The organism is Synergistaceae bacterium (genome assembly GCA_021372895.1).
GTDB lineage: Bacteria > Synergistota > Synergistia > Synergistales > Synergistaceae > JAJFTP01.
In genome coordinates, this window is sequence record JAJFTP010000002.1 from 21,609 (window position 1) to 48,095 (window position 26,487).

Here is a 26,487-nt window from a genome sequence, read left to right on the forward strand (position 1 = left end):
CACATAATATGTAAAATCAGACTTTGCTGAGAGAATCCCCATGTTTTGGTTCCGCCTTGACAGGAACGCTCAGCACATCGACGCTCTCCATCACTGCTACAAGCCGCTTTTCTACTGCATCGGCATCCTTTGCCCAGCATTCGCAGACTATGGAGTCATGTATCTGAAGAACAGGGAATGCCCCCGTAAATTCATCCGAGAGGACCTTATCAAACCTCATCAGCGCGATCTTCGCGATGTCGGAAGCAGCACTCTGTATCGGAGTATTTACCGCAACTCTGCCTATAGGATCATTCCCTCTGCCCTCCACCGTCGATACCTCTGCCAGCGGCCGTATGCGGCCGAAGATAGAACGTGTAAAACCGGCAGCTCTGGCATCCTTCATGCTTTTGTCAAGATATTCTTTCACCTTCGGCAGAACACTGAAGTACCTCTCCACCATAGAAGCCGCCTGCGGTCTGGGGATACCAAGCCTCCGGCCCAACCCGTGAGCGCTCATTCCATAGAGCAGCCCGAAATTTACGACCTTGGCGAAACGCCTTTGTTCGGGAGTAATATCCTCCGGCGGCAGGCCGAACACCCAGGAGGCCGTCTCCATGTGAATGTCGCGTCCTTCCTTAAAAGCCTCTATAAGCCTTTCTTCGCCTGATAAGTGGGCAAGCACGCGAAGCTCGATCTGTGAATAGTCTGCCGCAACAAATATTTTATCCGGTGCGGACGGGACAAAGCAGTCCCTGAACCTGACTGCCCAGCGTCCAAAGACAGGCATATTCTGCACATTTGGGTCTCTGCTTGCAAGACGCCCTGTTCCGGTAGACAGATGATCAAAAGTGGAGTGGATGCGGCCGTCGCCATGTGATGAAAGATTGAGGAAAGGCTGTACAAACCCGGAAAGGATTTTCGTCAGTTCACGATACTCTATCAATTTCGACGGGATGTCGCAGAGCGGCTCGGGAAGCCGCGCCAGTTCTTCAAGCACACTTATGTCGGTCGAATATCCGGATTTGTTCTTTTTAAAAGGCGGAAGCCTGAGTTTCTCAAACAAAAGCCAACTTACCTGCTTTGGTGAGTTAAGGTTAATCCTCTCCCCTATCATATCAGCAAGGTCGGTTTCAATACCTGTGATCTCCGTCTCAAGATCTGATGCCAGAACTGCAAGCCTGTTCCTGTCGATGGGAATACCATTATTTTGAAGTTTTGCAAGGACAGGACATAGGGGCAGGTCCAGTTCATACATAAGCTTATCAAGCGAATATTCCTTAAGCTGTCGTTCAAATGTATCATACATGCCGAACAGATCAGAGGCAAGCTCTGCCCCATGCCGGAGCTGACGTCCGATCGTCTTCTCTATGCCAGTTCCGCCCCTGTCAGGATGCAGAAGATAATGTGCTATCTCAACGTCCTTGATATGGTGGAACGGCGGCAAGTGCAGCTGATTTTTCACAAGCATTTCGCGATAACCATAAAGCGTCAGTGTCCCTGACTCAGACCATTCGGCAAAAGCAGCCGTTTCATCCGCATCGCAAAGCCTCAGACATGCGAAACGGCCATCCCTGGCGGCAAGAAAAAAATTATTCTCTTCTCCTGCAGCGATCGCAAGCTCTTTCAATAAAAGTATTTCAGAAAGGTCCGACTTACATGGCGCAGGGACAGCGGAAACATACAGATCCGAGTTGTTTTCCTTATCTCCTCCATTGACTGCCGGCGCTTTCTGTGACGATTTTAATGTATTTCCGCCTTCTGCTGAAGTTTCAAAGCGCTGCAGCAGTTTCTTAAGCCCAAGTCTTGTGCATAGCGGCCTCAATGACTCCATATCAGGCCCGGCGGCAGAAAGCTGCTCAAGAGACACAGCCTCGGTTATCTGCGGTATTATAAGCCCCCTGCTTAAAAATACCAGGTCTCTGTTTTCTTCAAGCTTGGAGCGTCTGCCCTTCGCAATTTCGCCGATATGTTCATAAATACCCTCCAGTGCCCCGTATGACACAATAAGTTCCCTGGCCGTCTTATCGCCTATTCCCGGGACTCCCGGTATGTTGTCCACAGTGTCGCCTATAAGGGAAAGGTAATCCGCCATTCTGGCGGGCGCAAATCCGAACTCTGCAGTGAAGTACCCTTCATCGTACAGCCTGAAGTCACTCACGCCCTTAGTCGGGCGTATGACTGATATATCCCCGCTCACTACCTGCAGGAGGTCCTTGTCGGCAGACAGGATATTCACTTTCCACCCGTCCTCTGCGGCAGAGCAGGCGGTAGAGACGATATAGTCATCCGCTTCGACTCCATCCCTGATAAAAACTGGTATGCCCATAGCCCTGCTCAACTCTATTATGAGAGGCAACTGTATCTTGAATTCTTCGGGGGTAGGGCGTCTTCCCTCCTTATACGCCTTGAAGATCTCATGGCGCCTCGTGGGTCCCTTGGGATCGAAGAAAAGACCGATACCATCCCTGCCCCATTTGTCCATGCCTTTGAGCAGCATATTCATAAAACCTACGATGGCATTGGTCGGCGTCCCGTCAGAGGCCGCCAATGTCGCAGGAAGAGCGTAAAATCCCCTGAAAGCAAGCCCGTGTCCGTCTATCAAAAACATTTCCCTCTTCATTATTTGACCCATCCCCTGTCTCTTAGGGTATAATCTCTAGTCGTGCGATGCTGAACTTATCGGGTCCATACCATAACTCATGCAGTTTCATATGAAAACAGCACGGCTCGAATTGATTTCGCATAGGTTATAACGTGAATACCGTCCGGCCGTTAATTATTATAGACCATGGGAGGCATAATATAATGACAGATAAAGTCCGCGTAAGATTTGCACCCAGCCCTACAGGATCGCTGCACATAGGGGGAGCGCACACGGCCCTCTTTAACTGGCTATGGGCCCGCCACACAGGCGGGACATTCGTCCTCCGCATAGAGGACACGGATGCGGAGCGCTCGACGGCCGAATATGAAAGGAGCATCCTCGACGGGATGCGGTGGATGGGCTTCGACTGGGACGAGGGGCCGGACAAAGGCGGGGATTTCGGACCATACAGGCAGTCCGAGCGTATGGAGTCATACCGCGATTATGCGAACCGGCTGGTCGACACCGGACAGGCATATGTCCGGGACGGCGCAATATTTTATAAGGTCCCCTCCGGCAAGCTTATTGCATTTGACGATGCGGTCTACGGACACATAGAGGTTATGAGCGAAAATGCGTCGGTCAATCAAGACGGCTCAATAAAGGACATCGTCATAATCAAGAGGGACGGAATGCCCACATACAACTACGCGGTGGTCATAGACGACTTTACAATGAAGATCAACACTGTAATAAGAGGCGAAGACCACATCATAAATACACCTAAACAGCTGCTCCTCTACGATGCCCTCGGGTTTGAGCCGCCAAAGTTCGCGCACCTTCCGATGATCCTCGGAAAGGACAAGAAGAAGCTCTCAAAGAGGCAGGGCGCAACGAGCGTCTTTGAATACAGCGACATGGGCTATCTTTCCGACGGGGTCTTCAACTTTCTAGCTCTGCTTGGCTGGTCGCCGAGAAACGGGCAGGAGATATTTACGCGCGAGGATGCAGTGAAACTCTTCGATATTACAGCCGTAACAAAAAAGCCGGCGGTTCTCGATATGGACAAACTGAACCATATCAACCAGGAGCAGATGAAGATCATGGATCCGATGAAGCTTCTGGGGATCATCCGCCCGATCTGGCTAAAGATGGGCCTTGACCTCAGTCCGTTCACTGACGAGTACCTTGCGGCAGCCCTCCGCACCATGGGCGGCAGAGGACAGACCACCCTGCAGCTCGCGGATTACAGCGACTACTTTATCTCTTTTGATGCGGTAAAGAGGCGCTACGATGCCTCGGAGATCAGCGCCGAACATAGGGATATCCTCAAAAAATTCTGCGGAGAGCTCCTCAGTAAGATGGAAGAATGGAAGCCCGATGAGCTTGAGGCCTTTACTAAAGCATGGACAGCGACAAACGGCAGCAGCATGAAAGAAGTGGCAATGCCGTTACGCTGGGCGTTGACCGGACGCAAGGTCAGCCCGGGCGTCTTCGAAGTCGCGGCGCAGCTTGGCAAAGAAGAGTGCCGCAGACGGCTTAAATATTACGATTTCGTGGATTGAGACACTCCGTTAAAAAATGGCGCCGCCGTTTAAAAATACATTGGCGGCGCCATGGTTGACGATATTGCCGTTGTTTTTACATAGACTGCTGTTTCTTCTGCTCCTTGCCCCATGAATCCTTCAAAGAGACGGCCAGGTTAAAGACAGGTGATTCCGGCCGGCTTTCATGATCCGCACAGAAATATCCATGGCGCAGAAACTGAAATTTCTCCAGAGGCTTCGCTTGTGCAACAATCGGCTCAACAAGAGCGTTATCAATGACAACGAGAGAATCCGGATTCAGATAGTCCTTATAATCCTTTCCTGCTTCCATCTCGCTCATATTACGGAGCGTGAAAAGATTACTGTAGAGGTTGACTCTGGCAGTAACCGCATCCCCAGCCCATACCCAGTGCAGGGTGCCCTTTATCTTTCTTCCGTCAGGAGCGTCTCCGCCGCGGCTATCCATGTCAGCGATGCAGCGCAGCTCTGTGACTTCGCCGTCCTTATTTTTTACGACATTGACACATTTTATTATATATGCATATTTCAGACGGACTTCACTTCCCGGTGAAAGCCGGAAGAAACCCTTTACAGGATCCTCCATAAAATCTTCGCGCTCTATAAATATTTCCCTGCCTATCCTCACCATGCGGCTGCCTGCCGACGGGTCTTCCGGATTATTTTCAGCATTAAGTTCGTCTACGAAATCCTCAGCCCAGTTTTCGATCACGACCTTCAACGGGTGCAGTACCGCCATTGCGCGCGGTGCCGTCTTGTTAAGCTCCTCCCTCAGAAAGTGCTGTAGAAGTTCAACCTCGACAAGGCTGTCTGCCTTTGAGACTCCTATCTCCCTGCAGAAGCGGCGGATCGACTCCGGGGTATATCCCCTGCGTCTGAATCCGCATATTGTAGGCATACGCGGGTCGTCCCAGCCGGACACGATCCCGAGGTTAACGAGTTCAAGCAGCTTCCTCTTGCTCATGAGGGTATATGTCAGGTTAAGCCTGGCAAACTCATACTGATGAGGCACATGCGGGGTACTGACGTTTGCGATGAACCAATCGTAAAGAGGCCTGTGGTCCTGAAACTCAAGGGTGCAGATAGAATGGGTCACGCCCTCTATCGCATCTTCATAGCCGTGTGCAAAGTCATACATCGGATAGACGCACCACTTGTCGCCTGTCCTGTGATGGCTGCGCTTCAGGATACGGTAGATCACAGGGTCCCTCATATTTAGGTTGCTGCTGGACATGTCTATCTTAGCACGCAGGACATGCGAACCCTCTTCGAACTCACCTTTAGTCATCCTGTCAAACAGGTCCAGGTTCTCCTCCACACTGCGGCCGCGATACGGTGAATCTACGCCCGGCTTCGTCAGAGTCCCGCGGTTGATCCTTATTTCTTCGGCAGTCTGGTCATCTACGTAGGCCTTGCCAGCCTTTATAAGTTCGATTGCCCACCGGTGGAGCTGATCAAAGTAATCCGAGGCATAGCAGAGCTTAGCCCATTTAAAACCCAGCCATCTGACATCTTCCTGAATCGACTCGACATACTCCGTCTCTTCCTTTGTCGGGTTAGTGTCGTCAAATCTCAGATTGCAATCCCCCCCAAACTGTTCGGAAAGTCCGAAGTTGATACAGATCGACTTTGCATGGCCTATGTGCAGATATCCGTTAGGCTCGGGAGGGAAACGCGTCCTGACAGATTTTACCTCGCCGCTCTCGAGATCTTTTTTTATAATATCTTCAAGGAAATTAAGGTTTTTTGACTCTCCTGCTGTATTCATTCGTAAACCTCCAGGGTATTGAAATAAGAACTCTAATTCTATCACGTAAAATCAGACACATATTACCAAATTTGCCCTGTCGTGATAATAGGGTCGAGCGGATTTAAAATGCAGCCGCCTCCAGCGATAATTTTACAGCCTCGTAGTAAACGAGCACCATTGCTGCCGCTGTCAGGACGGGAAACAGCATGATGCGTGCATAGCAGGGGATCTTCCTCTCAAACATCTCCGTCAGTTTCCAGCATACAGGGCAAACAAAGACCCTGACAATAATAACTACAAACCAGAATACTACAAAATTAAACACCTGAAACCACCATGAAATACCGGAGCCAGAAGTGTCAAGTGTCTTGAAATAGTTCCACGGGAAAAAAATGTGCGTGATTACAGCGATAATGATATAGGCTCGGAAAACCGCCCAGATCTGCATTATAGCTCTCTGGCAGCCCTGATATTCCACAAGTTCCCCTTCGTCGAACAGCGCGCAGCCCATCAGAGGGCCGCTGTGCGGGATCTGGCTTATTATAATAAATATAAAGAGAATTATGCCCGCGGTCCCCCACCACCCAATCGCAGTCCCCTGCAGTAAAACTGAGAACGAGTTAAGGCTGAAGGCATCGACCTCCGGTGCAGCCATGTTAAAATACCAGGAGACCGAAGCGACAAACGCTATGAGCGGCAGCATAAAACAGGCCAGTTCCTTCATAAGTCTGAACGCGGACTTATTGGCCGACGGAGAACCAAGCGAGTAAATTGTGAGGACGGACAGCGCCTCGGATGTCAGAAAAAACTGCAGTATCTGCATAATATCACTGCCGTTATCAAGTATCGGCACCACCGTACAAAAAGGAATACTTGCACACACTGGTAAAAACGCCGCAAATGCAAGCGCCGGACCATAAAGCGCCAGCCCAGCACATGCAGTCTCAGGCAAAATGACAGTTCCAGAAAAAGCCCTCCTTATCAAAACTAAGGGCGAAGCGACCGCCTTTACGCTTGACTGACTATTCCGTTTAAGAATATACAGAAGATAATAATACAAGCTCTCAGCAAAGACCGCCGAAAGTATAGTGGCACACATAAGGAGTCCTGCGTAAAAATATTTAAGGATCAAATAAAACAGGTCTGTCATGTGCTCTTATCCTCCCCACCAGCGGCAGGAAATTGCGATCATAAACAGAGCAAAAAGCACTGCGATAGCGATCACATGTATCTGCACCAGGTTTATCCACGGTTCTATGCACTCTTTCCTGAATGTGCGGATTTTATTCTCCGTTAAAGATAAAATCTCCCCCGGCTCGGCCGATACGCTCGTAACCTTGACAAAACGGCCGGTCCTTGCCCTTATGACAGCATAAGTAAGCAGACAGACGATCGCGGCCGATAATACAAAAACCATAGTCCATGTGAGGAAATTCCACACAAAATAACCTGTAGTGATGCGGTAGTTCATCTTAAAGCACCGTCCTGCCGGATAGTGTTTACTATATGCTGTCCCCTGTTTATCAGAGACTCTGCCGACGGAGATACCGCTATTTCAAAGAACCTGCCGGGAGCGGCGGTGGCAAAGGTAAAGATAAGAAAAAGGAGCAAAAGAGGGAGAGCGATTGCAATATCACCATCAAAGCAGGCAGTTCCTTCCTCCATTGCCCTGCCGAACATCAATTCCCCAATATAGCGCAGGCCGGTGAGCAGCAATAGTATCGAAGCCATAAAAAGTGCCGCCATAAGAAACGGGCTTATAAAATTAGAGGATCGCAATAAAAATTGTTTTGCGGCAAAACCGGCAAACGGAGGCAGACCGGCCATAACACAGACTGTGAGAAAAAGCGCCGTTCCGGTATAGGGTAACTTCCGCCAAAGCCCTCTTCTGCACCACAGTTCCACACCATCCGTTTTTTCTTTGAGCAGGCAGCAGATAACAGAGAGAGCCGCAGAGACAGGCAGAAATATCATCCAAAGAGAGACCATGCCTTCAAGCGCGCCAAGGCCATAGCGTGCGGCAGACTCAGCGCTGAACGTGCCGTTGATACTGATGCCCAGAGAGACGAGCATAAATCCCTTCATGTACATTTCCATACAATCTGCAAATTTGACCGGATCCCTCTCCTTTGCCGAGAATATCACGGCTGAAGCAAGAGAGAGGAGCCCAAGAATAATGAAAAATCCCGGCATCTTCTCTAACCCCTTCATAGGACCGAAGAGGAAGAAAACGATCCGGAAGACAACGAAAAAAGCCGCCTGTGCCCTTATCCCGAAGAAACAGCGCCGACCCGCATCAGTAACGTACGAAGATGGTTTAATGAAGAGGAAGAAAAGCGGCACGACCAGCAGGGCAAATGCCAACAGCTCAAACGGCCCGGACCTTATCACGGCAGAGAGAGTGGCAATATTATCTGTCTTATAATGCAGATAAAGTATCATTGTCCCCGATAAAAACATAAGGAGGAGGATCGCCCTGGAAATATAATACCAGACTGAGCACCAAAATACGCTCCTGTCAGCGGGCACTCCCCTGTAAAGACCTGAAGCCCCGATCTGGGCTACTGCTATAAAAAGAAAAAGGGAGAAAAGACCGTTGGAATAAAATATTCCCTGGATACCACATAGCGTAAGCAGATAAAATGCGGCTTTTGTGGGAGAGAAAGCATGTTTTTTATCAGCGAGAGAGCGCAGTGCCGCGATCAGCGCGACAAAACCCATGACGACTGCGGACATTGCTCCAAGAGGATCTACCTGCATCAGAGTATGGATCCGCACGCCGCTGATCCCGGACAATGTCTCCTTCCATCCTCCGCTGCCAAAGACGTAAAAGACAGTACCCTCTGAACTGGATCGAAGCCATATCGCAAAAGCTAAAACAAGATTTAGGATAAAAATGAGCAAAAAAGACATTTTCAATGCATTCCTGTTTATATTCATGACCCTGCCTGTGCTCATAAATATTATCTTGTGATAAAAGCGCAGGCATAAAATTATTGCCGCACCGACAAAAGGTAGACACAGACTGAGAAAAGGCAACGGTACAGTTGGCAGCAAACGCAAAATCCCCATTAGTTCACTCCTTTACCCAAACGCCGGACATGATGCCTGATCCCGGGACATCATGATCTTAATAAAAGTTGATCTGCTTCCTGGGTCAAGATCCGCAGAAGATCCATCGGGGAGCGGAGCATCAGCCATGTGCATGAAAAACACTTCAACCCACCCTCAAATGTAGAGAGAAATTAACACCTGATCATGATTATGTCAAATTAGAAATACTCGTGTTCAAAATTCAAGCGTTATGATAAAATACAGTAATTAGATAGAGATACATTGTCAAAGAACATTTTTTTCCCATGTTGTTTCTCCACAAAATCTTAATAATTTAAAGGAGTGATTGACGTGCAGGCAAAGAAAGAAATGCCGCTTATCTGGAAGATCGCGATAGGTTTCGTGATCGGTATTGCGCTCGGATTTATTATTGGTCCTATGGTCAGCACCAGCCCGTTCATAGCAGATTTTCTTATGCCACTTCTTAATCTCATAGGCAATATATTCCTGGCCCTGCTGAAGATGCTCATCGTCCCTCTTGTATTTTCCAGCATAATTACAGGAGCTGCTTCTATCGGGGACCCGAAAGTACTTGGACGCATCGGGGTCAAGACCGTAGCTCTCTATCTATGTACGACGGTAGTGGCAGTTGCAATCGGACTTATCCTCGGCAATCTTATCCAGCCTGGCGTGGGGCTCAACATTACAGCCGGCGTAACTGCCGAAGCGAAGGCTGGGGCGTCGATGACTGAAGTCCTCATGAACATCTTTCCTTCCAATCCGATGCAGGCTCTTGTCAACGGCATCATGCTCCAGGTAATAGTATTCGCGCTCTTCCTCGGGGTATCTGCCGCACTGATCGGTGAAAAGGGCCGCAAATTCCTTGAATTTAACGCGTCCCTTGCCGAGACGATGTACAAAATGACCGGCATAGTCATGAAATTTGCGCCTGTCGGCATCTTCGCGCTGATCGCGGTTACAGCCGCAAAGTATGGCCTGTCGGTCCTCGCACCGTTTGCGAAGGTCATTCTGGCCGTCTACCTAGGCTGCTTCCTTCAGGCGGCGATCGTTTACTCCGGACTTATTGCCGGCATTACGAAAAAATCGCCGCTTTGGTTCTTCGGCGGCGTCAAAGAGGCAATGCTTGCCGCTTTTGTCACGCGTTCAAGCTCCGGGGTGCTCCCCATCTCCATGAGAAACGTGCAGGAGAACCTCGGCGTATCTGAGAAGGTTTCCTCCTTTGTCCTGCCTCTGGGAGCTACGATCAACATGGACGGCACAGCCCTCTATCAGGGTGTATGCGCCCTGTTTGTGGCACAGGCATTCGGAATCGACCTGTCGATGGGAGCCCAGATAGGAATACTCATCACAGCAACGCTTGCCTCTATCGGTACGGCAGGTGTGCCGGGAGCCGGGCTTATCATGCTGTCCATGGTCCTCACATCCGCCGGGCTCCCTATCGAGGGTATGGGATTGGTCGCTGGCATAGATGCCATCCTTGACATGGCACGCACATCCATCAACGTCACGGGTGACATGTGTGTGTCAGCCGTAGTTGCAAGAACAGAAGGAGAAAAGTTCTGACTTTACAGTAACAGGCGCTGAGACAGCAACGCCCCGCCGTTGACGGCGGGGCGTTTTTCTAAATATGCCGTTTTTTTATATCAAAGCAGACAAATCCGCCTCCCAGTTTTGTCGTTTTATACCAAAGCGTCAGGTTGATGTGGGATACGGCGCCGTCATCAATTATATCTATAAAGGCCTGCTCACCTTCGTATTCAAGCTTTATAACCGTTACCCAGTGCCAGACATCAAGATTTTCTTCTTCGCCGCTGTCCAGGTTCAAAAAAGCAACAGGCAGGTCCATGCGCAACCCCACCTCCAAAAATCTTATGATCTCAGCAAGGGAGGGCCATGAAGAGGCAGGGCTGTGCATATCGCAGATCGCGCACCTGCTGACACAGAGCCCTTTGTCTTTTGCGTAGGAGAGCAGATACTTATAAAAAAGGTCCGTAGAGGGAAGCCCCCTTTCGGATGGCGTGACATACTGCCACATTTCTTCCATCAGAACGAGAAAATCCTTCTTGCTTATATATTTACCCTTAGCATAAGGATCCGAGCGTGAAAGAAGCATATAAGAGACCAAGTCTGAAGCTACAGAGGGACCGCACCCGGCTCTGCGCTGCTGTTCCGTCCCATACCACTTCTGACTGCTGCCAAGGTGTACTTCACCGGTCGCCTCGTCAAAAATCTTAAACAACTCCGGATTAGACAGTGACACTTTTGTCATTTTACTCACTTCCTTATTACAAAACACACATTGCAACAGATCTTACAGAAAAAATTATTGCCATGCACACCCTGACATTATAAATGTAACAGTAAGAATTGCAAGTCCTTGATATAACTGGATTTATGCCGTTATTTCCTATATAATCCCCTATGGAAAATATCATATGCCAACTGGAAGAAATGAAGACAAAATATAGTGAGCTTGAGGATAAGAACCTTCCAGACCTGCTCGCAAAACCCGACAGCCTGTTTAGAGATCAGAAAGGAGGCCGCAATGGGCGATAAGCTATTATACATATACGAAACGCTCCTCGCCTATTACGGCGAGTTACACTGGTGGCCTGCGAGGACGCCTTACGAGATAATGGTCGGCGCGGTGCTGACCCAGAACACAGCGTGGGGCAACGTTGAGAAGGCTATCGCCAACTTTGGCGGTGACCTTTCACCCGAAAGCATATCCGAGATGCCGACAGAGGAACTGGCCAAGGTTATACGTCCAGCCGGATCCTTCAATCAAAAGGCGGGATACCTCAAAGCGGTCACGTCGTGGTATGCAGACTATGGCTACGATGTTTCGGCCGTCCAGAAGCAGCCGTTTGACAAACTCCGCTCCGAACTGCTCTCCATAAAGGGCGTTGGTCAGGAAACAGCCGATTCGATACTGCTCTACGCTTTCAGCTGCCCGACCTTCGTAGTGGATGCCTACACCAACCGGCTCTGCAGCCGCTACCCGATCGAAGCGGGCAAAAGTTACGCGGCTATGAAGGCATCTTTCGAGGACGCATTGCCAAAAAGCGCGGAAGTTTACAATAACTTCCATGCCCTCATCGTGATAAACGCGAAGGAGCATTGCAGGAAGAAGCCGACCTGCGGGGGCTGTCCGCTCGGAAGCGGATGCAGGAGGCACTATGAAGTCTGAGTTGATAAAAATCCCCTTCATCGTGGTAACCATTTTGATATTATTTGGGACAGTATGGATGGTTTGACGCTTACCTTACCTTAATAAATGAACCACAATAAAAATAATGGATCCCCAAAAAATATTTGGGCATTGACCCCTTTTGCGGAGTCTGCCCAAATATTTTTATACGTTATTGCTATGCTTTTCTGAATATAGCGATAGTAATGAGGATCAATCTTTTTTGTAAAGTGTGACGGGTACAGCAAGAGCCAGAAGAAGGAGTATGCCGGCAAAGCCAGCATTGCATCCGCTGCTGTCGCCGCCGTGGCTCACATCAGACTGTGCGGCCATCCGGACATAGGTTTTACCATTGTTGTCATCTGTCTTGCCATATTCATCCATGTCAAGAGTGAGAGATCCGTCCTCGTTCAGTGCAGCCGCAACGACATTGTTCTCTTTGTTGAGGAGGAGCCATTTCATGTTTGTGGCATGCCTTCCATCGCCGCCCATTGCACGATAAAGGTTACGGATGCTCCCTGCGGAAACCAGGTATTCTCCGTCAACTATCTTGCCCGTAACGCCATCGTTGGGTATATAGAGATCGACGGGTTTAAGGATATTTCCTGCGACCTTCGACGCATCTTTGGCAAATGCAGCTTCATCGGCAAGTGGAAGCGCATGCGGTGTTTCTGCGCCAACATACTTCGAAAGGTCAGGAAGTTCCTCTACAGGTAGGTTTTTAGCTGACATTAGCCTGTAAACAGGAAAATCCTTTCCTACTTCAGCAGGCAAAAGACCTGCTTTGCCTTGTCCGGAGCGGAGAACCCACAGGTTTGCATAATTCCAGCAGCTCTCCGGGTCAAGAGAGAGCGCTCCGTAAGGAGCTATTGGCTGAGACATAAACATAACATATGTGCCTTTTTTAAACGGTGCGCCCTTTTTCTCATATAAATCTCCGGATACGTTGAAAGCAAACGGCTGAACTCCATCGTCACAAAGCAATGATGTCGATCTGATGTCGGGAGATGCTTCTACCTTCTTGACATCAAATGCAGTTACATCAAGTGTCACATCGGCTGTGAGGCGGTGGATTTTAACGCCTGTGCATACAAGGCGGTCAATAGTTTCCTGTTCAGCTTCGAATATATAGGCGTATGGGCGTGTAATAACGCTTGCCGGTACATATCCGAATCGTGGCTGCCCCGCTTTGTCTCCGGTCTTATACCGATCCCACATCATGCGTCCGACCTTTACATCGTTGGAAATTTCAACGATGTCAGGCGAACCGTCACTATCAGCATCACCGGAAAGAACAATATAATATTCTGTGTACGATTCCGTGCATTTCCCGGGATCGTCATATCCTGGAGCGTTCATATAGCTGAGGGTCAGCTTGTCTTCCGAACTTACTGTTTTGCCGAGATCTGCTGTCTCCTTGCGGCCTGCTTCTACCGTATCGCGAACGGTCTCGGCATTTTCATATACGGTGTTCAGCAGAGATTCCACAAATGCGTTGTGTCCAAGCGTGCGATTGTTCATCATTACCCTTGGTTTGGGCGACGGGGTTTCTGTTAAAAATGACGCCGCGCCTTTAAGACCGTATGACGGGTCAACCATCCTGGGATCACCGTCTGCTTCCAGTCTCCAGGACTTCAGCACCCTATACCCTGGCACCATGGTTTTCATGTCGCTGCTCAGGACCATTGAGTCTACATTTTTAGTCCCGCCGAAGGCCTGATAGACGGTCCATCTTATTTTCTTTTCATCAAGGTCCTTTCTCCAGTTGACCTCAAGCAGATCATGCCCTATATCCACAGCGATCTTTCTGTTGAGTGCAGGGTGGGGAGCATTAAGTATCGAAACATCAAATACATAATCAACGGTGTTTCCCGTTGCAACTGGGGTCCCGTTTACATATGCATATTCCGAGCCTGTGGAAAGCCCCATTTCATGCTGGTCAAGCACGACATGCGGCGCGTATGCGTTCATCGTCTTGTGGACTGCCCTCTGGAGAATGGATTCAAACCAGATATTGTCTCTGTTGGGATCCTGTCCTGAGTTGCCGCCGGTTGGCACTGCAGCATTGTTTCCACGGGTCCATCTCCATGCGCCCTCAGGGTTTGCACGCGGCAACATAATTACAACGACCTCATCAAGGATATGCCGGAGGTCTCCCTGAGTAAGCCTATATGCGGTTAGCTGCATAGACTCACTTCCGGAGGACTCGTCTCCGTGAATTTCTCCCTGAAGCCAAACGACCGGGCGATTAAGAGCTTTCACGTCTTCAGGTTCAAACACTCCTTCTTTTGAGAAAACTGCAAAGGCAAGTTTGATCGGTTTTGCAGGGGATTCCAGGGTCCCGTCGTTCTGTACGGCATTGTACTCGAAGACATACTTCCATTTCATAGTTCCTCTTGATTTGCTCTGAACGCTGTTTAAGTAGGCCTCAAGTTCTGCGTCTGTCGCTATGGTCCCGGTCTCTCCAGGAACATCGGTCCCATGTCCTGGCTGGTTGATGGGAAGAAAACTGTAATCCAAGCCTCTTGCATTAAAAGATGCGGTTTTCCATGCAAGAAGCTTTTGCGAAGGGGTCGCATTTTTTGCTCCGTAAGGAATTGTCGGCCATGCCGCTATCCCTGCGGTGACGGCAAAAATAGTAATAACAAAAACAATTGCTGCATAAATGGCAATTCGTCTTTTTCGTAAATTCACTTGTTTCACCCCTGACTAAAATAATATTATTAAAATGCTAAATTATTAATTAAATACCCACCCTCCTTTTATTGTAATAATTCAGAAAAATCTTTAATATTAAAATTGTATACCATTTAATATCGTTTATGTCAATATATGGCCGCAATAATTTATAGCTTTATTTTAAGAATCGAGTAGGATGTTGCCCATTACTTGGCAGCAGTCAGCATATCTTACTAATTCATGGCCTCATGGGATCCGTTTAAGGGGCTTTCCTTTTGTTTTTACCGCGTGATCCTATATGTATTTTTCATGGGGCATAATAAAATAATAAAGGTGTTGGAGCTCATTCCAAAAGTATGAGCCGGGGCAAAATTTGATATAGAATATAAGTCAAGAGGAGATGTTTGAACGATGAGTTTCACTATGTATATACCGACAAAAATTTTATTTGGCGCAGGAATGCTGAATGAACTTCACAAACAGGAATTGCCGGGTAAAAAGGCTATGATCGTGATCTCGAGCGGCAAGTCAACCAGAGACAACGGCTATTTGGCGCGTACGGAAGAACAGCTTCGCATGGCCGGTGTGGAAGCTGTTGTGTTCGATAAAGTACAGCCGAATCCGGTGAAGGATAACGTGATGGAAGGCGCCGCTTTTGCCAGAGAAAATGGCTGCGATCTCATAGTGGCTCTTGGCGGCGGCAGCTCCATCGACTCGGCCAAAGCAATTGCCATTATGGCGGTAAACGACGGTGATTTATGGGATTATGTCGCCAGCGGCACCGGCAGGAAAAAACCGATCGGCAATGAGCCATTGCCGATCGTCGCCATCAGCACGACGGCGGGAACTGGCTCCGAGGCGGATGCAGGCTGTGTAATTACCAATCCGGCAACAAACGAGAAGGTCGCCATCAAGACGCCTGCGCTTTTCCCGAAACTCTGCATCGAAGACATAGATCTGATGAAGAGCGTGCCGCCGCTGTTTACCGCCTATCAGGGCTTTGATGCGCTGAGCCATAGCCTGGAGGGCTATGTGTCCAAATTTGCCAATCTCATGAGCGATATGTATGCCATAACCGCGATCGAAAATGTCGGACGCTATCTGGCCCGCGCAGTCAAGGACGGCAGCGATATGGAAGCCAGAGAACATGTGGCTTTCGGGAATATCCTGTCCGGTACGGTCATGTGCGTCGGCACGACTACCAGCCAGCATTCCCTGGAACACGCTTTATCGGCTTATCATGAAAATCTGCCGCATGGCGCAGGCCTCATCATGCTCAGCCGTGCCTATTTTACAAACATCATCGAACACCATGTATGCGATGACCGCTTCATTCGCATGGCTAAAGCCATGGGCATGGAGGATGCCAATGATCCGATGGATTTCATCACGATACTCGAAAAGCTCTTGCAGGACTGCGGTGTGGCAGATCTGAAGATGAGCGGCTACGGCATCACGCCTGATGAATTTCCGAAGATGTCCGATAATGCTATGGGGCCGATGGGAGTGCTTTTCGCCTGCGACCGTATAAAGTTGACCAAAGAAGACTGCATCGCGATCTATGAGAAATCTTATAAATAACGGATAGGAGGGGAAAAATGAGGAAGCTATTTATCCTGGCGCTGTCCGGCCTCATGATTTTTTCACTGACTGCTTGCGGCATCAGCAATGCCGCTGATCCTGCCTCTTCGCAAAAACAGGCGGAAACTGCTGCAGACAAGGATAACACGGCAAATGACAAGGAGGTTAAAACAATGGACACAAAGGGCAAAAAAATACTCGTAGCATACTTTTCCCATAGCGGAAACACAAAAAGAGCCGCTGAACAAATCCACAGGCTTGTCGGTGGCGACATCGTTGAGATTAAGACGGTAACGCCTTATCCGGCAGGCTATAATGAATGCATCGAGGTTGCCAAAACGGAAAAAGAAACAAATGCCAGACCGGAGCTTTCTACTAAAGTAGAAAATATGAACAGTTACGATGTCGTTTTTGTAGGGTATCCGATCTGGTGGTATACGGCGCCAATGCCGATTTATACGTTCTTAGGATCCTATGATCTTTCCGGCAAAACGGTAATTCCATTCTGTACAAGCGGCGGCAGCAAAATCACAGAAAGCATGGGCGCCATTAAGAATCTCTGTCCCAACTCCAACATCCTGGAAGGACTTACAGCTAATGATGCCAATAAGATCGAGCCATGGCTGACCAGGATCGGTATGCGTTGAGTATAGGGCACGGATGATTTTACGCTTATTTTTATTTTAAGACCCAAAAAATCCCCGAGGTTTTGACCCTCGGGGATCCAGTGATTACAATGGTGCGCCGGACAAGATTTGAACTCGTAACCTTCGGATCCGTAGTCCGATGCTCTATCCAGTTGAGCTACCGGCGCATTACCGTTTTTGTGGCGGTGAGGCAGGGATTTGAACCCTGGAGGGCGGTTTATGCCACCCTACCCGCTTAGCAGGCGAGCGCCTTCAGCCTAGCTCGGCCACCTCACCAACAGGGGCTATTTTATTTCGCATCAGCTTCTTTGTCAATACCTCAATTGATATATCGCGGACATCATAAGGATATTGCCTTTAGATCCACAGCCCGTTTACGCGTGCCGCTTACAGGTTACTGCTTATCCTCTGATTTTACCCCTGTCTGCGGCGCCGACGGGAATATCTTAGGATCGAGTATCTTTATTTCCGCCCTGTCGAGGAGCGTCTTATAAAACTCGTCCTGTTTCTCCTTGATTTTCTGGTTCTTCAGCAGGGCAATGACATCCGCGCTTACTTCATTGAAGCTCAATATCCTTTCCGGTGATTTGGCGCGCTTGATCGCTATGTAGTTGTCTTCGCTCGTAACGCTGATCACCGGTGATACTTTGTCCATCGGGTAGTCCTTAAGTTTCGCCATGGGACCGGACATGATCTTATCCGTCATGAGGACAGGCTTGTTATAGGGCGTAAAAGTCTTGATATCCGCTTTCGCTTTGTGCTCCTCCATTACCTTATCCCAGTTGGCCCCGCCCTCCAGCGCCTTCTGGGCAAGTTTCGCAGCGGCGCTGTTTTTAAACAGCGCGAGGTTGACCATGGTCCCGGCGGGCTGCTTGTAGAGGAAACCCTTCGCGGTGTTATAGAAACCGCGTGCTTCGGCGTCGCTGACCTTGACATCGGTCTGGATCAAATCCATGAGCTTCTGCTGCGATATCTGCTTGCGCAGGTCGTCCTTTACCGCTTTTTCAGTTGTCCCGCTGCGCTGCATGTTTGCCATGAACTCCTCCCTCGTGGGATAGCTGTCCATGATCTTCTTGTACTCTTCGTTGATTTCATCATCTGTTACATCTATATTTCTGGATTTGATTTCTTTTTCTATCTCTGCCTGAACGGCTATGCCGTCAATAACGGCTTTTCTGAGCTGCGGAAGGTCCCCGGAGGTTATCTCTTTGCTCTGCGAGTACTGTTCTGCTATGCGGCCGACTCCGTTCTCGAGTTCGGAGCGCATAACATTTCTGCCGCCGACTTCTGCGACCGGATAGTCCCTGTTGCCGCCGCCTCCGCCTTTGCCTGAGCGGATATAGAGGCCATATCCTCCAAAGCAGGAAATTACGAACAGAAATATAACTATTGCCATTATCAGCTTAATATGGCTTCTCATTTGTCTTAACAAGGGAAATCGTCCTCCTTCGGAATAGAAGCGAAACCGCTTCTATAAAAACAACCATAGTATGATACGACGCCGGCGGTTACATGTCAAAGCAGAAGAGACTCAAATTTTTTAAGTTCTTCCGAAAACCGCTCCTTATATGATGAAGCCATGGAAAGAGAGAGCCGCATATCCTTTTTGAGCTGCGCGGAGAGGGCCTCAGGTCCGGAAAATTTCATCTCTTCCCTGTTGCGTGCAATTACGAAGACAGAAAGGTTCCTGTCGTACAGGCTGCCGCTGTAGCAGATTATGTGGACCTCGCATCTCAGCCCCCTTATCCCGTCAAATGTTGGGTTATAACCGATGTTGAGCGCGGCTCCATGCCACTTTCCGCCCAGATATGCCAGAGCCGCATAGCTTCCTCTTGCCGGATAGACCTTTCCGTTCTTTACTGATATGTTCGCCGTAGGATACCCAAGAGTTTTGCCGCGGCCGTCGCCCTTTATCACCCTGCCCTGGATCATAAACGGATACCCTAGCATCTCACGGGCCAGCTGCATCTGTCCGCGCATGACCGCATCCCTGATTGCCGTGCTGCTTACAACAATGCCGTTCATCATATAGGATGGTATTACATCCAGTGACCAGTCTCGTTCCGCGCATATCCGGCCAAGCAATTCAGGCGTTCCTGTCCTTGCCCTGCCGAAACGGAAATTCTCGCCTATCACAAGCCCTGTTATGTCATTCTTATCAGAGATGCAGTCGATGAAGCTTTCCGGCGTCATATCCGCGATCGCACGCGTAAAGGAGATTTTTGAGACAACGGGTATATCGAAGTATTTTATGAGCACATCACGCTCCTCAGGTGTAAAGAGAAGCTTGAAGCCGTCTTTGTTAAAGAGCATCTGAGGGTGTCCTTCAAAGGTTATCACACCCCACTCTGTCCCGCTCCGGTGCGCCCTTTCGCGCGCCGCGCTGAGCAGGAGCCTATGACCTGCATGAAAACCGTCAAATGCCCCAAGGGCGAATATCATGTTCACTTACCCCCGTCGCTTATTATGTTGACTGCCGGCATCAGGCATATGGTGCCGCCCGCCGCGGCAGCGGAACAAACAGAGAATATACCTTCGGACGTTACGATTATACTGTTCGATGCAGATATGAAGCCTCCGTAACAAACGCGGTCCAGGCTGCTGAGAGAGACCCCCTGGCCGTTTGAAAGACGCCTTCCGCCGGCGGCATCCGCCTTGTACATGGGAACTGTCCCGCATAGAGAACTGAGGGGCAGGATCTCACCCGCAAGTTCTTCCGAGCTAATGCCTGAAAGTTCTTCTGCATTCCTGCAGGCTGTGATGTCAAACGGTCCGACGCTCAGCCTTTCAAGCTGCAGCACATGTGCGCCGCAGCCAAGCGCCCTGCCGAGATCCCGCGCAAAACTGCGGATATATGTCCCCTTGCGGCAACGTATCATAAACGGAACTTCCCCATTCGGCGATATAGGGCCTGTCCTCCGCACCATAGCGAAATAAACCGGTTTCTCCGCAAGTTCAATATCCTGCCCGCTTCTCGTGAGGTTATGGGCCCTCTCTCCGTCCACGTGTACGGCGGATATTTTCGGCGGAGCCTGCATCCTCCAGCCCATAAAACCGCACAGCGCAGTGTCTATCGAAGATTCCGTCACATGGCGCCATTCGTTCGCGCATAATATTTCGCCAGAAGCGTCATCGGTAGAGGTCTCGCTTCCAAGGCTGACAACCGTCCCGTAGCACTTGGGCATCTCCATTACGAAATTACTTAGGCGCGTGCACTGGCCGACAAGGAGCACAAGAAGTCCGGAGGCAGTTGAGTCAAGGGTGCCTCCGTGTCCTACTTTTATTTTTCTGCCGAGTATGCTCCGGACCATTTCGACACAGCGCGTACTGCGCATGCCGACCGGTTTATTCAGAGGCAGGAATCCTGTCAGCAGCATACCTCTCCGCTTCCGCCCTTATTTTAACGAGGGCTTCATCAAATGTTCCCGGAATCACGGCCCCAGCAGCCTGTATATGCCCTCCGCCGCCGAATACGGCGGCAAGTTCCCTGGCATTGTACGGCAGCCTTGTTCTTATGCTGGCCTTGTTGACTCCGTTCACAACGCTAAGGAAGACCGCGACTTTAATGCCGCTGATTCTAAGCAGCATGTTGACCAGCCCGTCTACTACGCTTGCATCTGCCCCTGCAGCCTCGAAATCCGCTTCTTTCAGCCAGAACATCGCACCAGCACCATCCGCAAATACTTCTGTGCGCGACAGTGCAAGCCCCCAGAGCTTCAATCCGGCAATGCTCAGGTTCTCGTTCACATAATCGTCGACTTTGGCAGGGTCGGCTCCTGCTTCAAGCAGCCGGGCGGCGCACATATGGCTGTGCGGTGTTGTTGAGCGAAACCTGAAGTTGCCGTTATCCGTTATGAGTCCGGCATAAAGTGCTTCCGCTTCCCCGGCTGTTATGCCCCATCCTCCCCGTATCAGGAGGTCTGTGATGATCTCTGCCGTTGCGGACGCATCGTTCACAACGAGGTTGTGGGGACAATAGAAGGCGTTGTCTCCATGATGGTCGATGTTGACTGCATCGGCACCGTCTTTAAGAAGTTCCGTAAGTCCCCGCACGCTTCTTTCAGCCGTGCTGGTATCCACGCAGACAATAAGGGAGCCGTACGCATCTTCCGATGACAATATAGGCACAGTTTCATAATCTTCGGAGTAAGAAAGAAATGTATAACGGCAGGGAAGGCGGTCTTTACCGATAACGCGGACTCTTTTCCCCAGCCGTCTGCCCAGTGAGTAGAGGGCCATCCCGCATCCGAGAGTGTCCCCATCGGGGTTCTCATGACAGATGACGATCCACGCTTCATTCTCTTTGAGTTTTTCTGTCACTTCCTGAAATGCGTCAGAGAACATTTTACTTTTCCTCTTTGTCTTCGGGCGCGGCGGAAGTTTTTAATGCATCCATCGCCGCAACACGGTCAAGCAGCTCATCCATCGCGCGCGCCCTTATCTCTGAGTCATCATATACAAAGTGAAGCTCCGGGATCGTCCTCAGGTGCATCTCCCTGCCCAGAAGGGCGCGCAGTCTGCCCGCGACGGATTCAAGCGCTTTCTGCATCTCGTCTTTCTTCTGCGTGTCTATGAGTATGTAATAGACCTTGGCAAAACTGAGGTCTCTGGATGTGCTGACTCTGATAAATATCGCGTCCTTAACTTCTTCCTTCTTGATCTTCGTCTGTATAAGATCAGATATGGCGCGAAGAAATTCTTTGTTTATGCGGTCAATCCGATATGTCACCATAGGCGAATACCTCCCGGGTGAATTTTACTATCTCAAATTCGCCGTCCGCTTCCCTCTGGCAGAGGTAGTTCTCAAGATTGCGAAGCCTTTCATCCAGTTCCGCCGAAGAAGATCCTGCGGCTGTAAAACCAAGGTCCGCATACTGCCATGTATCAACAGGCCCGAGGTCTGCCGGTGATATGCTGAAACGGCTTCTGACACCATCCAGCAGCGAACGGACAACATGCCTGCGTTCCTTGAGACTTCCTGAATAACGGAGCCTCAGGGAACACTCGGCTGCACCGATCCAGAAAGACATATCCTACTCCAGAGTCCTCTTTTCCTTGAGGATCTCATAGGCCTCTACGACATCGCCCACACGGAAATCCTGGAATTTATCAAAACTGAGTCCGCATTCGTTTCCTGCCTTTATCTCTCTTACGTCGTCCTTGAAATGCTTGAGGCCGGAGAGCTCTCCGTTCCAGAATACGACGCCGTCGCGGATAAGACGGACCTTGGCGCTTCTGCGGAGAAGACCTTCTGTTACGCGGCATCCAGCGATATTGCCTATCTTCGGGACTCTGAATATCTCCCTTATCTCAGCAAGCCCCAGAGTGTGCTCACGCAGTTCCGGCGCCAGCATGCCCTCCATTGCCGCCCTGACGTCGTCAAGCATGTCGTAGATGACCTGATAGAGCCTTATCTGCACACCCTCCGCCTCGGCAATTTTCTTCGCGTTGCTGTCAGGCCTGACGTTGAATCCGATGATGATCGCGTTCGAAGCGGATGCAAGCATGACGTCAGACTCTGATATCCTGCCTACGCCCTCATGAACGATGTTTATCGAAACGGAATTTGTGCTCATCTTCATCAGAGATGCATGAAAGGCTTCGATCGAGCCCTGAACGTCGCATTTGAGAACTATGCGAAGTTGGGGGATCTCCTCTGTCTGCATCTTTTCATAGAGTTCTTCAAGTGTGAGGCGTTTTGATTTGCTCTGGTCCATCACCCTGCGTTCGAACTCATTGTTCGACATGATGTCACGGGCCTCGCGCTCCGTTGCCAGGGTGGAGAACTTTTCCCCGGGCTGCGGCACATTTTCAAGCCCAAGTATTTCAACAGGTGTGCTTGGCCCGGCGCTTTCAATACTATTCCCCGCATCGTCGATCATCGCGCGGACCTTCCCCCACGACGTCTCTGTATGTATTATGTTGCCGCGGCGAAGTGTCCCGTTCTGTACGATGACGGTAGCGACCGGCCCCTTGCCCTTATCAAGGTTCGCCTCTATGACTGTGCCTTCCGGCAGTGCGTCCGGGTCCGCCTTTAGTTCCTGCATCTCTGCGACAAGCAGGACCATCTCGAGCAGTTGGTCCACGCCGATGCCGGTCTTAGCGGCGACATCCACCATAATCGTGTCCCCGCCCCATTCTTCAGGTGCAAGTCCGTAGTCGGAAAGCTGCTGCCGTACCCTCTCAGGTTTTGCGTCAGGCTTGTCTATTTTGTTTACGGCCACTACTACCGGCACTCCCGCGGCTTTAGCGTGGTTCAGCGCCTCCAGCGTCTGTGGCTTGACACCGTCATCGGCCGCCACTACCAGGATCGCAATATCCGTGACCTGTGCCCCGCGCGCGCGCATAGATGTAAACGCCTCATGTCCCGGAGTATCAAGAAAGACGATAGTATTCCCCATGTAATTGACGCATGAAGCCCCGATGTGCTGTGTGATCCCGCCTGCTTCCTTTTCGGTCACACGGGTCTTTCTGATGTAGTCAAGCAGCGTGGTCTTGCCGTGGTCAACGTGACCCATTACCGTAACTATGGGAGGTCTTTTCGGGAGGACCTTCCCCCCGGCCGGAGTCTCTTTTTTTGCTTTGCCGCCTGCTTTGCTGCCGGCCTTGCCGCTCTGCTTTGAAGCAGCCGGCTTTGCCGGTTCTGTCTTGGGATTTTCAGCCGTTTCCGCGATAACCTCCGGTACGGGCATCCCGAATATGAATTTTTTCCCGAATCCCTTTCCCAATATTTCAAGGATCTTCTCATCCGCCGCTGCCGTCGCAGGAACCATGAGCCCTGCAGCCATGAGGATCTTGACCGCGCTGCCGGGCTTCTCCCCTATACTTGCAGCGACATCGGAAACAGACGAACCCTCTGGGACCATTACCTTAGGGTATGTCGCGAGAGCTTCCTCAGCTTTTTTCTCCTTATCGGCGTTCTTTTGCTTGATCGAATCCTCGACCAGTTTGATCACATCGTCACTGATCGAACTCATGTGCGATTTTACGGCCACGCCAAGTTTGGCAAGGATATCCAGCATCTCCGTGTTGCTTTTCTCAAGCGTTTTGGCAAGTTCATATACTCTGATTTTGCTCATTGGCATCACTCCTGTCATATAGGGATAAGGCTTTTTTAGCAAAACCGCTCTTCAGGGGAAGCGCCGCCACCTGGGCAGAGCCGACGCCAAGATGAGCCCCGAGAACAGTTCTGTCTGTATCTTTCATTGTAACCACCCTTACCGTTCCGCGGTCCACCCCGGCTCCCAGTGAACGCAGTACGCTGGCGGAGCAGTCATCGGTCACTATGACGAGCAGCGGGTCCCGCTTCATTGCGGCAAAGACGTTGTCCTGCCCTACTATAAGCTTTCCGGCCCGTCTTGCCATTCCCATCGTGTTCATAAATTGTTCTGATATATTGTCCATTTCGTTATACACCGGCTTTTTCTTCGCTGCAAAGTGACTCGAGCATATTATACACACACTCGTCAACCTGGGTTTTAAGTACCTTTGCAAGCGATTTCTTTTTCCTTGCCATTCTTACGCAGTCTATACTGCGGCATAAATAGGCGCCTCGTCCGTTTGCCTTGCCCGTAGGGTCGAACTTTACCTCACCCTCCGGGGTCCTTACGACCCGCATCATGCCGCGCTTCGATGATTTCTCCCCGCAGCCCGCGCAGGTACGGGGATGTTTTTCCTTTTCCACCGTCTGCCGCCGCCCGTCCATAGACACAGCCATGCGCTATTTCTCTTCTTCCGATAAGATATCCTTTATGTCGAGGAAAAGGTCTTTCATCGTCGGAAGCCTGTCCTCTTCCTTGACCTTGATATCTATTTTCCACCCGGTAAGACGCGCGGCCAGACGCACGTTCTGCCCCGCCTTTCCGATCGCGAGGGAGAGCTGATCGGAACGTACATAGGCGATAACGGAACGGTCCTGATCAAGAAGCGGCTCTACCCTGATGACCTTTGCCGGGGAGAGCGAGTTTCTTATGTATGTGAGGATATCAGAACTCCATACTATGATGTCGATCCTTTCCCCATTGAGCTCGTTGCTTATGGACTTGATACGCCCGCCCTGTTTGCCGACACATGCACCCAGAGGCTCGACGTTGGCGTCCAGCGTGGATACGGCTATCTTGGCACGCGTCCCGGCTTCCCTCACTATATTACGTATCTCCACTATTCCGTCGGCAATTTCCGGAATTTCAAGCTCAAGCAGCCGGCGCAGCAGGCCGGGGTGAGTTCTGGAGACGATGATCCTCGGCCCCCTGCTCGTCTGGCGGACATCCAGCAGGTAAAACTTCTTCCTTTCGCCCGGGACGTATCTCTCGCCGATTATGCGCTCTTCCCTTGGCATTATCGCCTCTGTCTTCTCGTTCAGGCGGACGAGGACCTGATCGCCCTCGGATTTGAATACCGTACCTGTGATTATATTGCCTATTTTATCCGAGAATTGCTCATAGACGACCTGGCGCTCGGCATCCTTGAGCCGCTGTATTATGACCTGTCTTGCCGTCTGTGCGGCGATACGGCCGAAATCTTCGGGGAATACCTCTTTTCTTATGACATCCCCGATCTCTATATCCTCGTATCCCCTGAGTTTTGCCTCTTCAAGCGTGATTTCGCTGTCGGGGTTCTCTATCTCGTCAACTACCATGCGCACCTCGCAGAGGGTGAACTCTCCGCTGTCTGCGTCAATGTAGACTTCCATGGTCTGATTTCCGCCCTTGTACTTTTTATAGGCTGAGATCATAGCTGCTTCAAGGCTGGAGACAATGACTTCCTCAGGAAGTCCCTTCTCCTCTTCTATCTGTTTCAGAACTCTTTTAAAATCTTTTCCAAGCTGCATCTATTCGTCTCCTCTCTCTGTAATTTTTGTTTCCCTATAAATTATCGCCAGTGACAAAAAATAAAAACAAAAATCTCACCGAGTGGTGGAAGTTCAGTTGTTTATTTTTTCTTTTTCGCCGGTATTTTTTTAAATGTCTTCTTCTCTCCGCGCTGCTCTTTGTAGATAAGCTTTCCGCGTACTATTTCCGCAAACGGCAGTGTGAGTTCTCCTTCTCCCGTAGAGATGCGGACCGAGTCGCCTTCGACGTCCTTTATAAAACCGGTTATTTTTTTGCCGTGCTTTAACACTGCCTGCGCCTCTTTGCCGGCAAACCGCCGGTAGTCGTCCGGCGTAAACAGCGGACGCTCAAGCCCTGGCGAACTTACCTCGAGAAAATACCTTTCAGGCAGTACATCCTCCACTGTATCAAGATATTCGTTGACCTCTCTCGCTGCCTTCTCGCAGTCGGAGAGATCCACTCCGCCCGGCATGTCGATATAGACCCGCAGGATATTAACGCCATCCTCAGCGGTCAGTTCAAAGCCAACACAGTCATAGCCGGACGAATTTATACGCTCCGACAGCTCCTTATATACTTCGCCAAGTTTTTCTTTGTTCAAAA

At 50.2% G+C, this 26,487-nt stretch carries 23 protein-coding genes and 2 tRNA genes; 5 read left to right on the top strand and 20 right to left on the bottom strand.

Annotation, left to right across the window (positions count from 1 at the left end; all coding sequences use genetic code 11):
- Positions 1–16 precede the first annotated feature (16 nt).
- Positions 17–2,602: a DNA polymerase I gene (polA, locus tag LLF78_00145; GenBank protein MCE5200914.1), complete on the bottom strand. Its 2,586-nt coding sequence runs from the start codon at positions 2,600–2,602 to the stop codon at positions 17–19.
- 185 nt (positions 2,603–2,787) lie between these two features.
- Here polA and LLF78_00150 point away from each other — a divergent pair, with 185 nt between their 5' ends.
- Positions 2,788–4,131: a glutamate--tRNA ligase gene (locus tag LLF78_00150; protein MCE5200915.1), complete on the top strand. Its 1,344-nt coding sequence runs from the start codon at positions 2,788–2,790 to the stop codon at positions 4,129–4,131.
- A gap of 76 nt (positions 4,132–4,207) precedes the next feature.
- Here the strand turns inward: LLF78_00150 and LLF78_00155 are convergent, their stop codons facing one another.
- From LLF78_00155 to LLF78_00170, 4 genes are all read right to left on the bottom strand, one after another.
- Positions 4,208–5,899: a glutamine--tRNA ligase/YqeY domain fusion protein gene (locus LLF78_00155; GenBank protein ID MCE5200916.1), complete on the bottom strand. Its 1,692-nt coding sequence runs from the start codon at positions 5,897–5,899 to the stop codon at positions 4,208–4,210.
- Between the two features lie 103 nt (positions 5,900–6,002).
- Positions 6,003–7,031 (bottom strand): hypothetical protein, encoded by a 1,029-nt coding sequence (locus LLF78_00160; protein ID MCE5200917.1) that lies wholly within the window; start codon positions 7,029–7,031, stop codon positions 6,003–6,005.
- Positions 7,032–7,037: 6 nt separating this feature from the next.
- The gene (locus LLF78_00165; protein MCE5200918.1) at positions 7,038–7,352 is read right to left on the bottom strand and encodes a hypothetical protein; all 315 of its coding nucleotides are present in this window, start codon (positions 7,350–7,352) and stop codon (positions 7,038–7,040) included.
- Positions 7,349–8,794, bottom strand: coding sequence for a hypothetical protein (locus LLF78_00170; GenBank protein ID MCE5200919.1), 1,446 nt, complete (start codon positions 8,792–8,794; stop codon positions 7,349–7,351). Before LLF78_00170 ends, LLF78_00165 begins: the two co-directional genes overlap by 4 nt.
- A 492-nt stretch (positions 8,795–9,286) precedes the next feature.
- On the opposite strand from LLF78_00170, the gene LLF78_00175 reads away from it, so the two are divergent.
- Positions 9,287–10,519: a dicarboxylate/amino acid:cation symporter gene (locus tag LLF78_00175; GenBank protein MCE5200920.1), complete on the top strand. Its 1,233-nt coding sequence runs from the start codon at positions 9,287–9,289 to the stop codon at positions 10,517–10,519.
- A gap of 58 nt (positions 10,520–10,577) precedes the next feature.
- Here the strand turns inward: LLF78_00175 and LLF78_00180 are convergent, their stop codons facing one another.
- Positions 10,578–11,225 (bottom strand): hypothetical protein, encoded by a 648-nt coding sequence (locus tag LLF78_00180; protein ID MCE5200921.1) that lies wholly within the window; start codon positions 11,223–11,225, stop codon positions 10,578–10,580.
- Positions 11,226–11,501: 276 nt separating this feature from the next.
- Between LLF78_00180 and LLF78_00185 the strand changes: the two genes are divergently transcribed.
- Positions 11,502–12,146 (top strand): endonuclease III domain-containing protein, encoded by a 645-nt coding sequence (locus tag LLF78_00185; protein MCE5200922.1) that lies wholly within the window; start codon positions 11,502–11,504, stop codon positions 12,144–12,146.
- Positions 12,147–12,359: 213 nt separating this feature from the next.
- On the opposite strand, the gene LLF78_00190 is transcribed toward LLF78_00185, so the two are convergent.
- Positions 12,360–14,840: a hypothetical protein gene (locus LLF78_00190; GenBank protein ID MCE5200923.1), complete on the bottom strand. Its 2,481-nt coding sequence runs from the start codon at positions 14,838–14,840 to the stop codon at positions 12,360–12,362.
- 396 nt (positions 14,841–15,236) lie between these two features.
- Here LLF78_00190 and LLF78_00195 point away from each other — a divergent pair, with 396 nt between their 5' ends.
- A complete protein-coding gene (locus LLF78_00195) occupies positions 15,237–16,406 on the top strand; it encodes an iron-containing alcohol dehydrogenase (GenBank protein MCE5200924.1) in 1,170 nt (389 codons plus the stop codon).
- A 17-nt stretch (positions 16,407–16,423) separates the two neighbouring features.
- Entirely contained in the window at positions 16,424–17,053 is a 630-nt protein-coding gene (locus LLF78_00200) for a flavodoxin (protein ID MCE5200925.1), read from the top strand.
- 90 nt (positions 17,054–17,143) lie between these two features.
- Here LLF78_00200 and LLF78_00205 read toward each other — a convergent pair.
- The 13 genes from LLF78_00205 to LLF78_00265 all read right to left on the bottom strand — a co-directional run bounded on the left by LLF78_00205 (position 17,144) and on the right by LLF78_00265 (position 26,485).
- Positions 17,144–17,220: transfer RNA gene (locus tag LLF78_00205), tRNA-Arg, on the bottom strand.
- Between the two features lie 13 nt (positions 17,221–17,233).
- Positions 17,234–17,329 (bottom strand) — tRNA-Ser (locus tag LLF78_00210).
- 118 nt (positions 17,330–17,447) lie between these two features.
- Positions 17,448–18,485 carry a SurA N-terminal domain-containing protein gene (locus LLF78_00215; protein MCE5200926.1) on the bottom strand — a complete coding sequence of 346 codons (1,038 nt, stop codon included), beginning with the start codon at positions 18,483–18,485 and terminating at the stop codon, positions 17,448–17,450.
- A gap of 83 nt (positions 18,486–18,568) precedes the next feature.
- Positions 18,569–19,495 carry a riboflavin biosynthesis protein RibF gene (ribF, locus tag LLF78_00220; protein MCE5200927.1) on the bottom strand — a complete coding sequence of 309 codons (927 nt, stop codon included), beginning with the start codon at positions 19,493–19,495 and terminating at the stop codon, positions 18,569–18,571.
- A gap of 2 nt (positions 19,496–19,497) precedes the next feature.
- Entirely contained in the window at positions 19,498–20,430 is a 933-nt protein-coding gene (truB, locus tag LLF78_00225; protein ID MCE5200928.1) for a tRNA pseudouridine(55) synthase TruB, read from the bottom strand.
- Entirely contained in the window at positions 20,399–21,397 is a 999-nt protein-coding gene (locus LLF78_00230) for a bifunctional oligoribonuclease/PAP phosphatase NrnA (GenBank protein MCE5200929.1), read from the bottom strand. The genes truB and LLF78_00230 overlap by 32 nt, the downstream gene beginning before the upstream one ends.
- Before the next feature lies 1 nt (position 21,398).
- Entirely contained in the window at positions 21,399–21,785 is a 387-nt protein-coding gene (gene rbfA, locus LLF78_00235; GenBank protein ID MCE5200930.1) for a 30S ribosome-binding factor RbfA, read from the bottom strand.
- Positions 21,766–22,083: a DUF503 domain-containing protein gene (locus LLF78_00240; protein ID MCE5200931.1), complete on the bottom strand. Its 318-nt coding sequence runs from the start codon at positions 22,081–22,083 to the stop codon at positions 21,766–21,768. Before LLF78_00240 ends, rbfA begins: the two co-directional genes overlap by 20 nt.
- Before the next feature lie 3 nt (positions 22,084–22,086).
- Positions 22,087–24,132, bottom strand: a complete 2,046-nt coding sequence (gene infB / locus LLF78_00245; GenBank protein MCE5200932.1) for a translation initiation factor IF-2 — start codon at positions 24,130–24,132, stop codon at positions 22,087–22,089.
- Positions 24,110–24,457, bottom strand: coding sequence for a hypothetical protein (locus LLF78_00250; GenBank protein MCE5200933.1), 348 nt, complete (start codon positions 24,455–24,457; stop codon positions 24,110–24,112). The genes infB and LLF78_00250 overlap by 23 nt, the downstream gene beginning before the upstream one ends.
- A gap of 4 nt (positions 24,458–24,461) precedes the next feature.
- Complete coding sequence (locus LLF78_00255; protein ID MCE5200934.1) at positions 24,462–24,770, bottom strand: YlxR family protein; 309 nt, start codon at positions 24,768–24,770, stop codon at positions 24,462–24,464.
- A 3-nt stretch (positions 24,771–24,773) separates the two neighbouring features.
- On the bottom strand, positions 24,774–25,883 hold the full coding sequence (gene nusA / locus LLF78_00260; GenBank protein ID MCE5200935.1) for a transcription termination factor NusA: 1,110 nt from the start codon (positions 25,881–25,883) through the stop codon (positions 24,774–24,776).
- A 101-nt stretch (positions 25,884–25,984) separates the two neighbouring features.
- Positions 25,985–26,485: a ribosome maturation factor RimP gene (locus LLF78_00265; protein ID MCE5200936.1), complete on the bottom strand. Its 501-nt coding sequence runs from the start codon at positions 26,483–26,485 to the stop codon at positions 25,985–25,987.
- Between the last annotated feature and the right edge of the window lie 2 nt (positions 26,486–26,487).

Bases quoted from the DNA above. Each gene is read 5' to 3' on its own strand.
- LLF78_00185 (MCE5200922.1), top strand. From the start codon at position 11,502: ATGGGCGATAAGCTATTATACATATACGAAACGCTCCTCGCCTATTAC.
- LLF78_00255 (MCE5200934.1), bottom strand. From the start codon at position 24,770: ATGGCTGTGTCTATGGACGGGCGGCGGCAGACGGTGGAAAAGGAAAAA.
- LLF78_00180 (MCE5200921.1), bottom strand. From the start codon at position 11,225: ATGACAAAAGTGTCACTGTCTAATCCGGAGTTGTTTAAGATTTTTGAC.
- LLF78_00250 (MCE5200933.1), bottom strand. From the start codon at position 24,457: ATGGACAATATATCAGAACAATTTATGAACACGATGGGAATGGCAAGA.
- rbfA (MCE5200930.1), bottom strand. From the start codon at position 21,785: ATGGTGACATATCGGATTGACCGCATAAACAAAGAATTTCTTCGCGCC.
- polA (MCE5200914.1), bottom strand. From the start codon at position 2,602: ATGAAGAGGGAAATGTTTTTGATAGACGGACACGGGCTTGCTTTCAGG.
- LLF78_00170 (MCE5200919.1), bottom strand. From the start codon at position 8,794: ATGTCTTTTTTGCTCATTTTTATCCTAAATCTTGTTTTAGCTTTTGCG.
- LLF78_00195 (MCE5200924.1), top strand. From the start codon at position 15,237: ATGAGTTTCACTATGTATATACCGACAAAAATTTTATTTGGCGCAGGA.
- infB (MCE5200932.1), bottom strand. From the start codon at position 24,132: ATGAGCAAAATCAGAGTATATGAACTTGCCAAAACGCTTGAGAAAAGC.
- LLF78_00165 (MCE5200918.1), bottom strand. From the start codon at position 7,352: ATGAACTACCGCATCACTACAGGTTATTTTGTGTGGAATTTCCTCACA.
- LLF78_00230 (MCE5200929.1), bottom strand. From the start codon at position 21,397: ATGTTCTCTGACGCATTTCAGGAAGTGACAGAAAAACTCAAAGAGAAT.
- truB (MCE5200928.1), bottom strand. From the start codon at position 20,430: ATGCTGCTGACAGGATTCCTGCCTCTGAATAAACCGGTCGGCATGCGC.
- nusA (MCE5200935.1), bottom strand. From the start codon at position 25,883: ATGCAGCTTGGAAAAGATTTTAAAAGAGTTCTGAAACAGATAGAAGAG.
- LLF78_00160 (MCE5200917.1), bottom strand. From the start codon at position 7,031: ATGACAGACCTGTTTTATTTGATCCTTAAATATTTTTACGCAGGACTC.
- LLF78_00155 (MCE5200916.1), bottom strand. From the start codon at position 5,899: ATGAATACAGCAGGAGAGTCAAAAAACCTTAATTTCCTTGAAGATATT.
- LLF78_00150 (MCE5200915.1), top strand. From the start codon at position 2,788: ATGACAGATAAAGTCCGCGTAAGATTTGCACCCAGCCCTACAGGATCG.
- LLF78_00240 (MCE5200931.1), bottom strand. From the start codon at position 22,083: ATGTCTTTCTGGATCGGTGCAGCCGAGTGTTCCCTGAGGCTCCGTTAT.
- ribF (MCE5200927.1), bottom strand. From the start codon at position 19,495: ATGATATTCGCCCTTGGGGCATTTGACGGTTTTCATGCAGGTCATAGG.
- LLF78_00200 (MCE5200925.1), top strand. From the start codon at position 16,424: ATGAGGAAGCTATTTATCCTGGCGCTGTCCGGCCTCATGATTTTTTCA.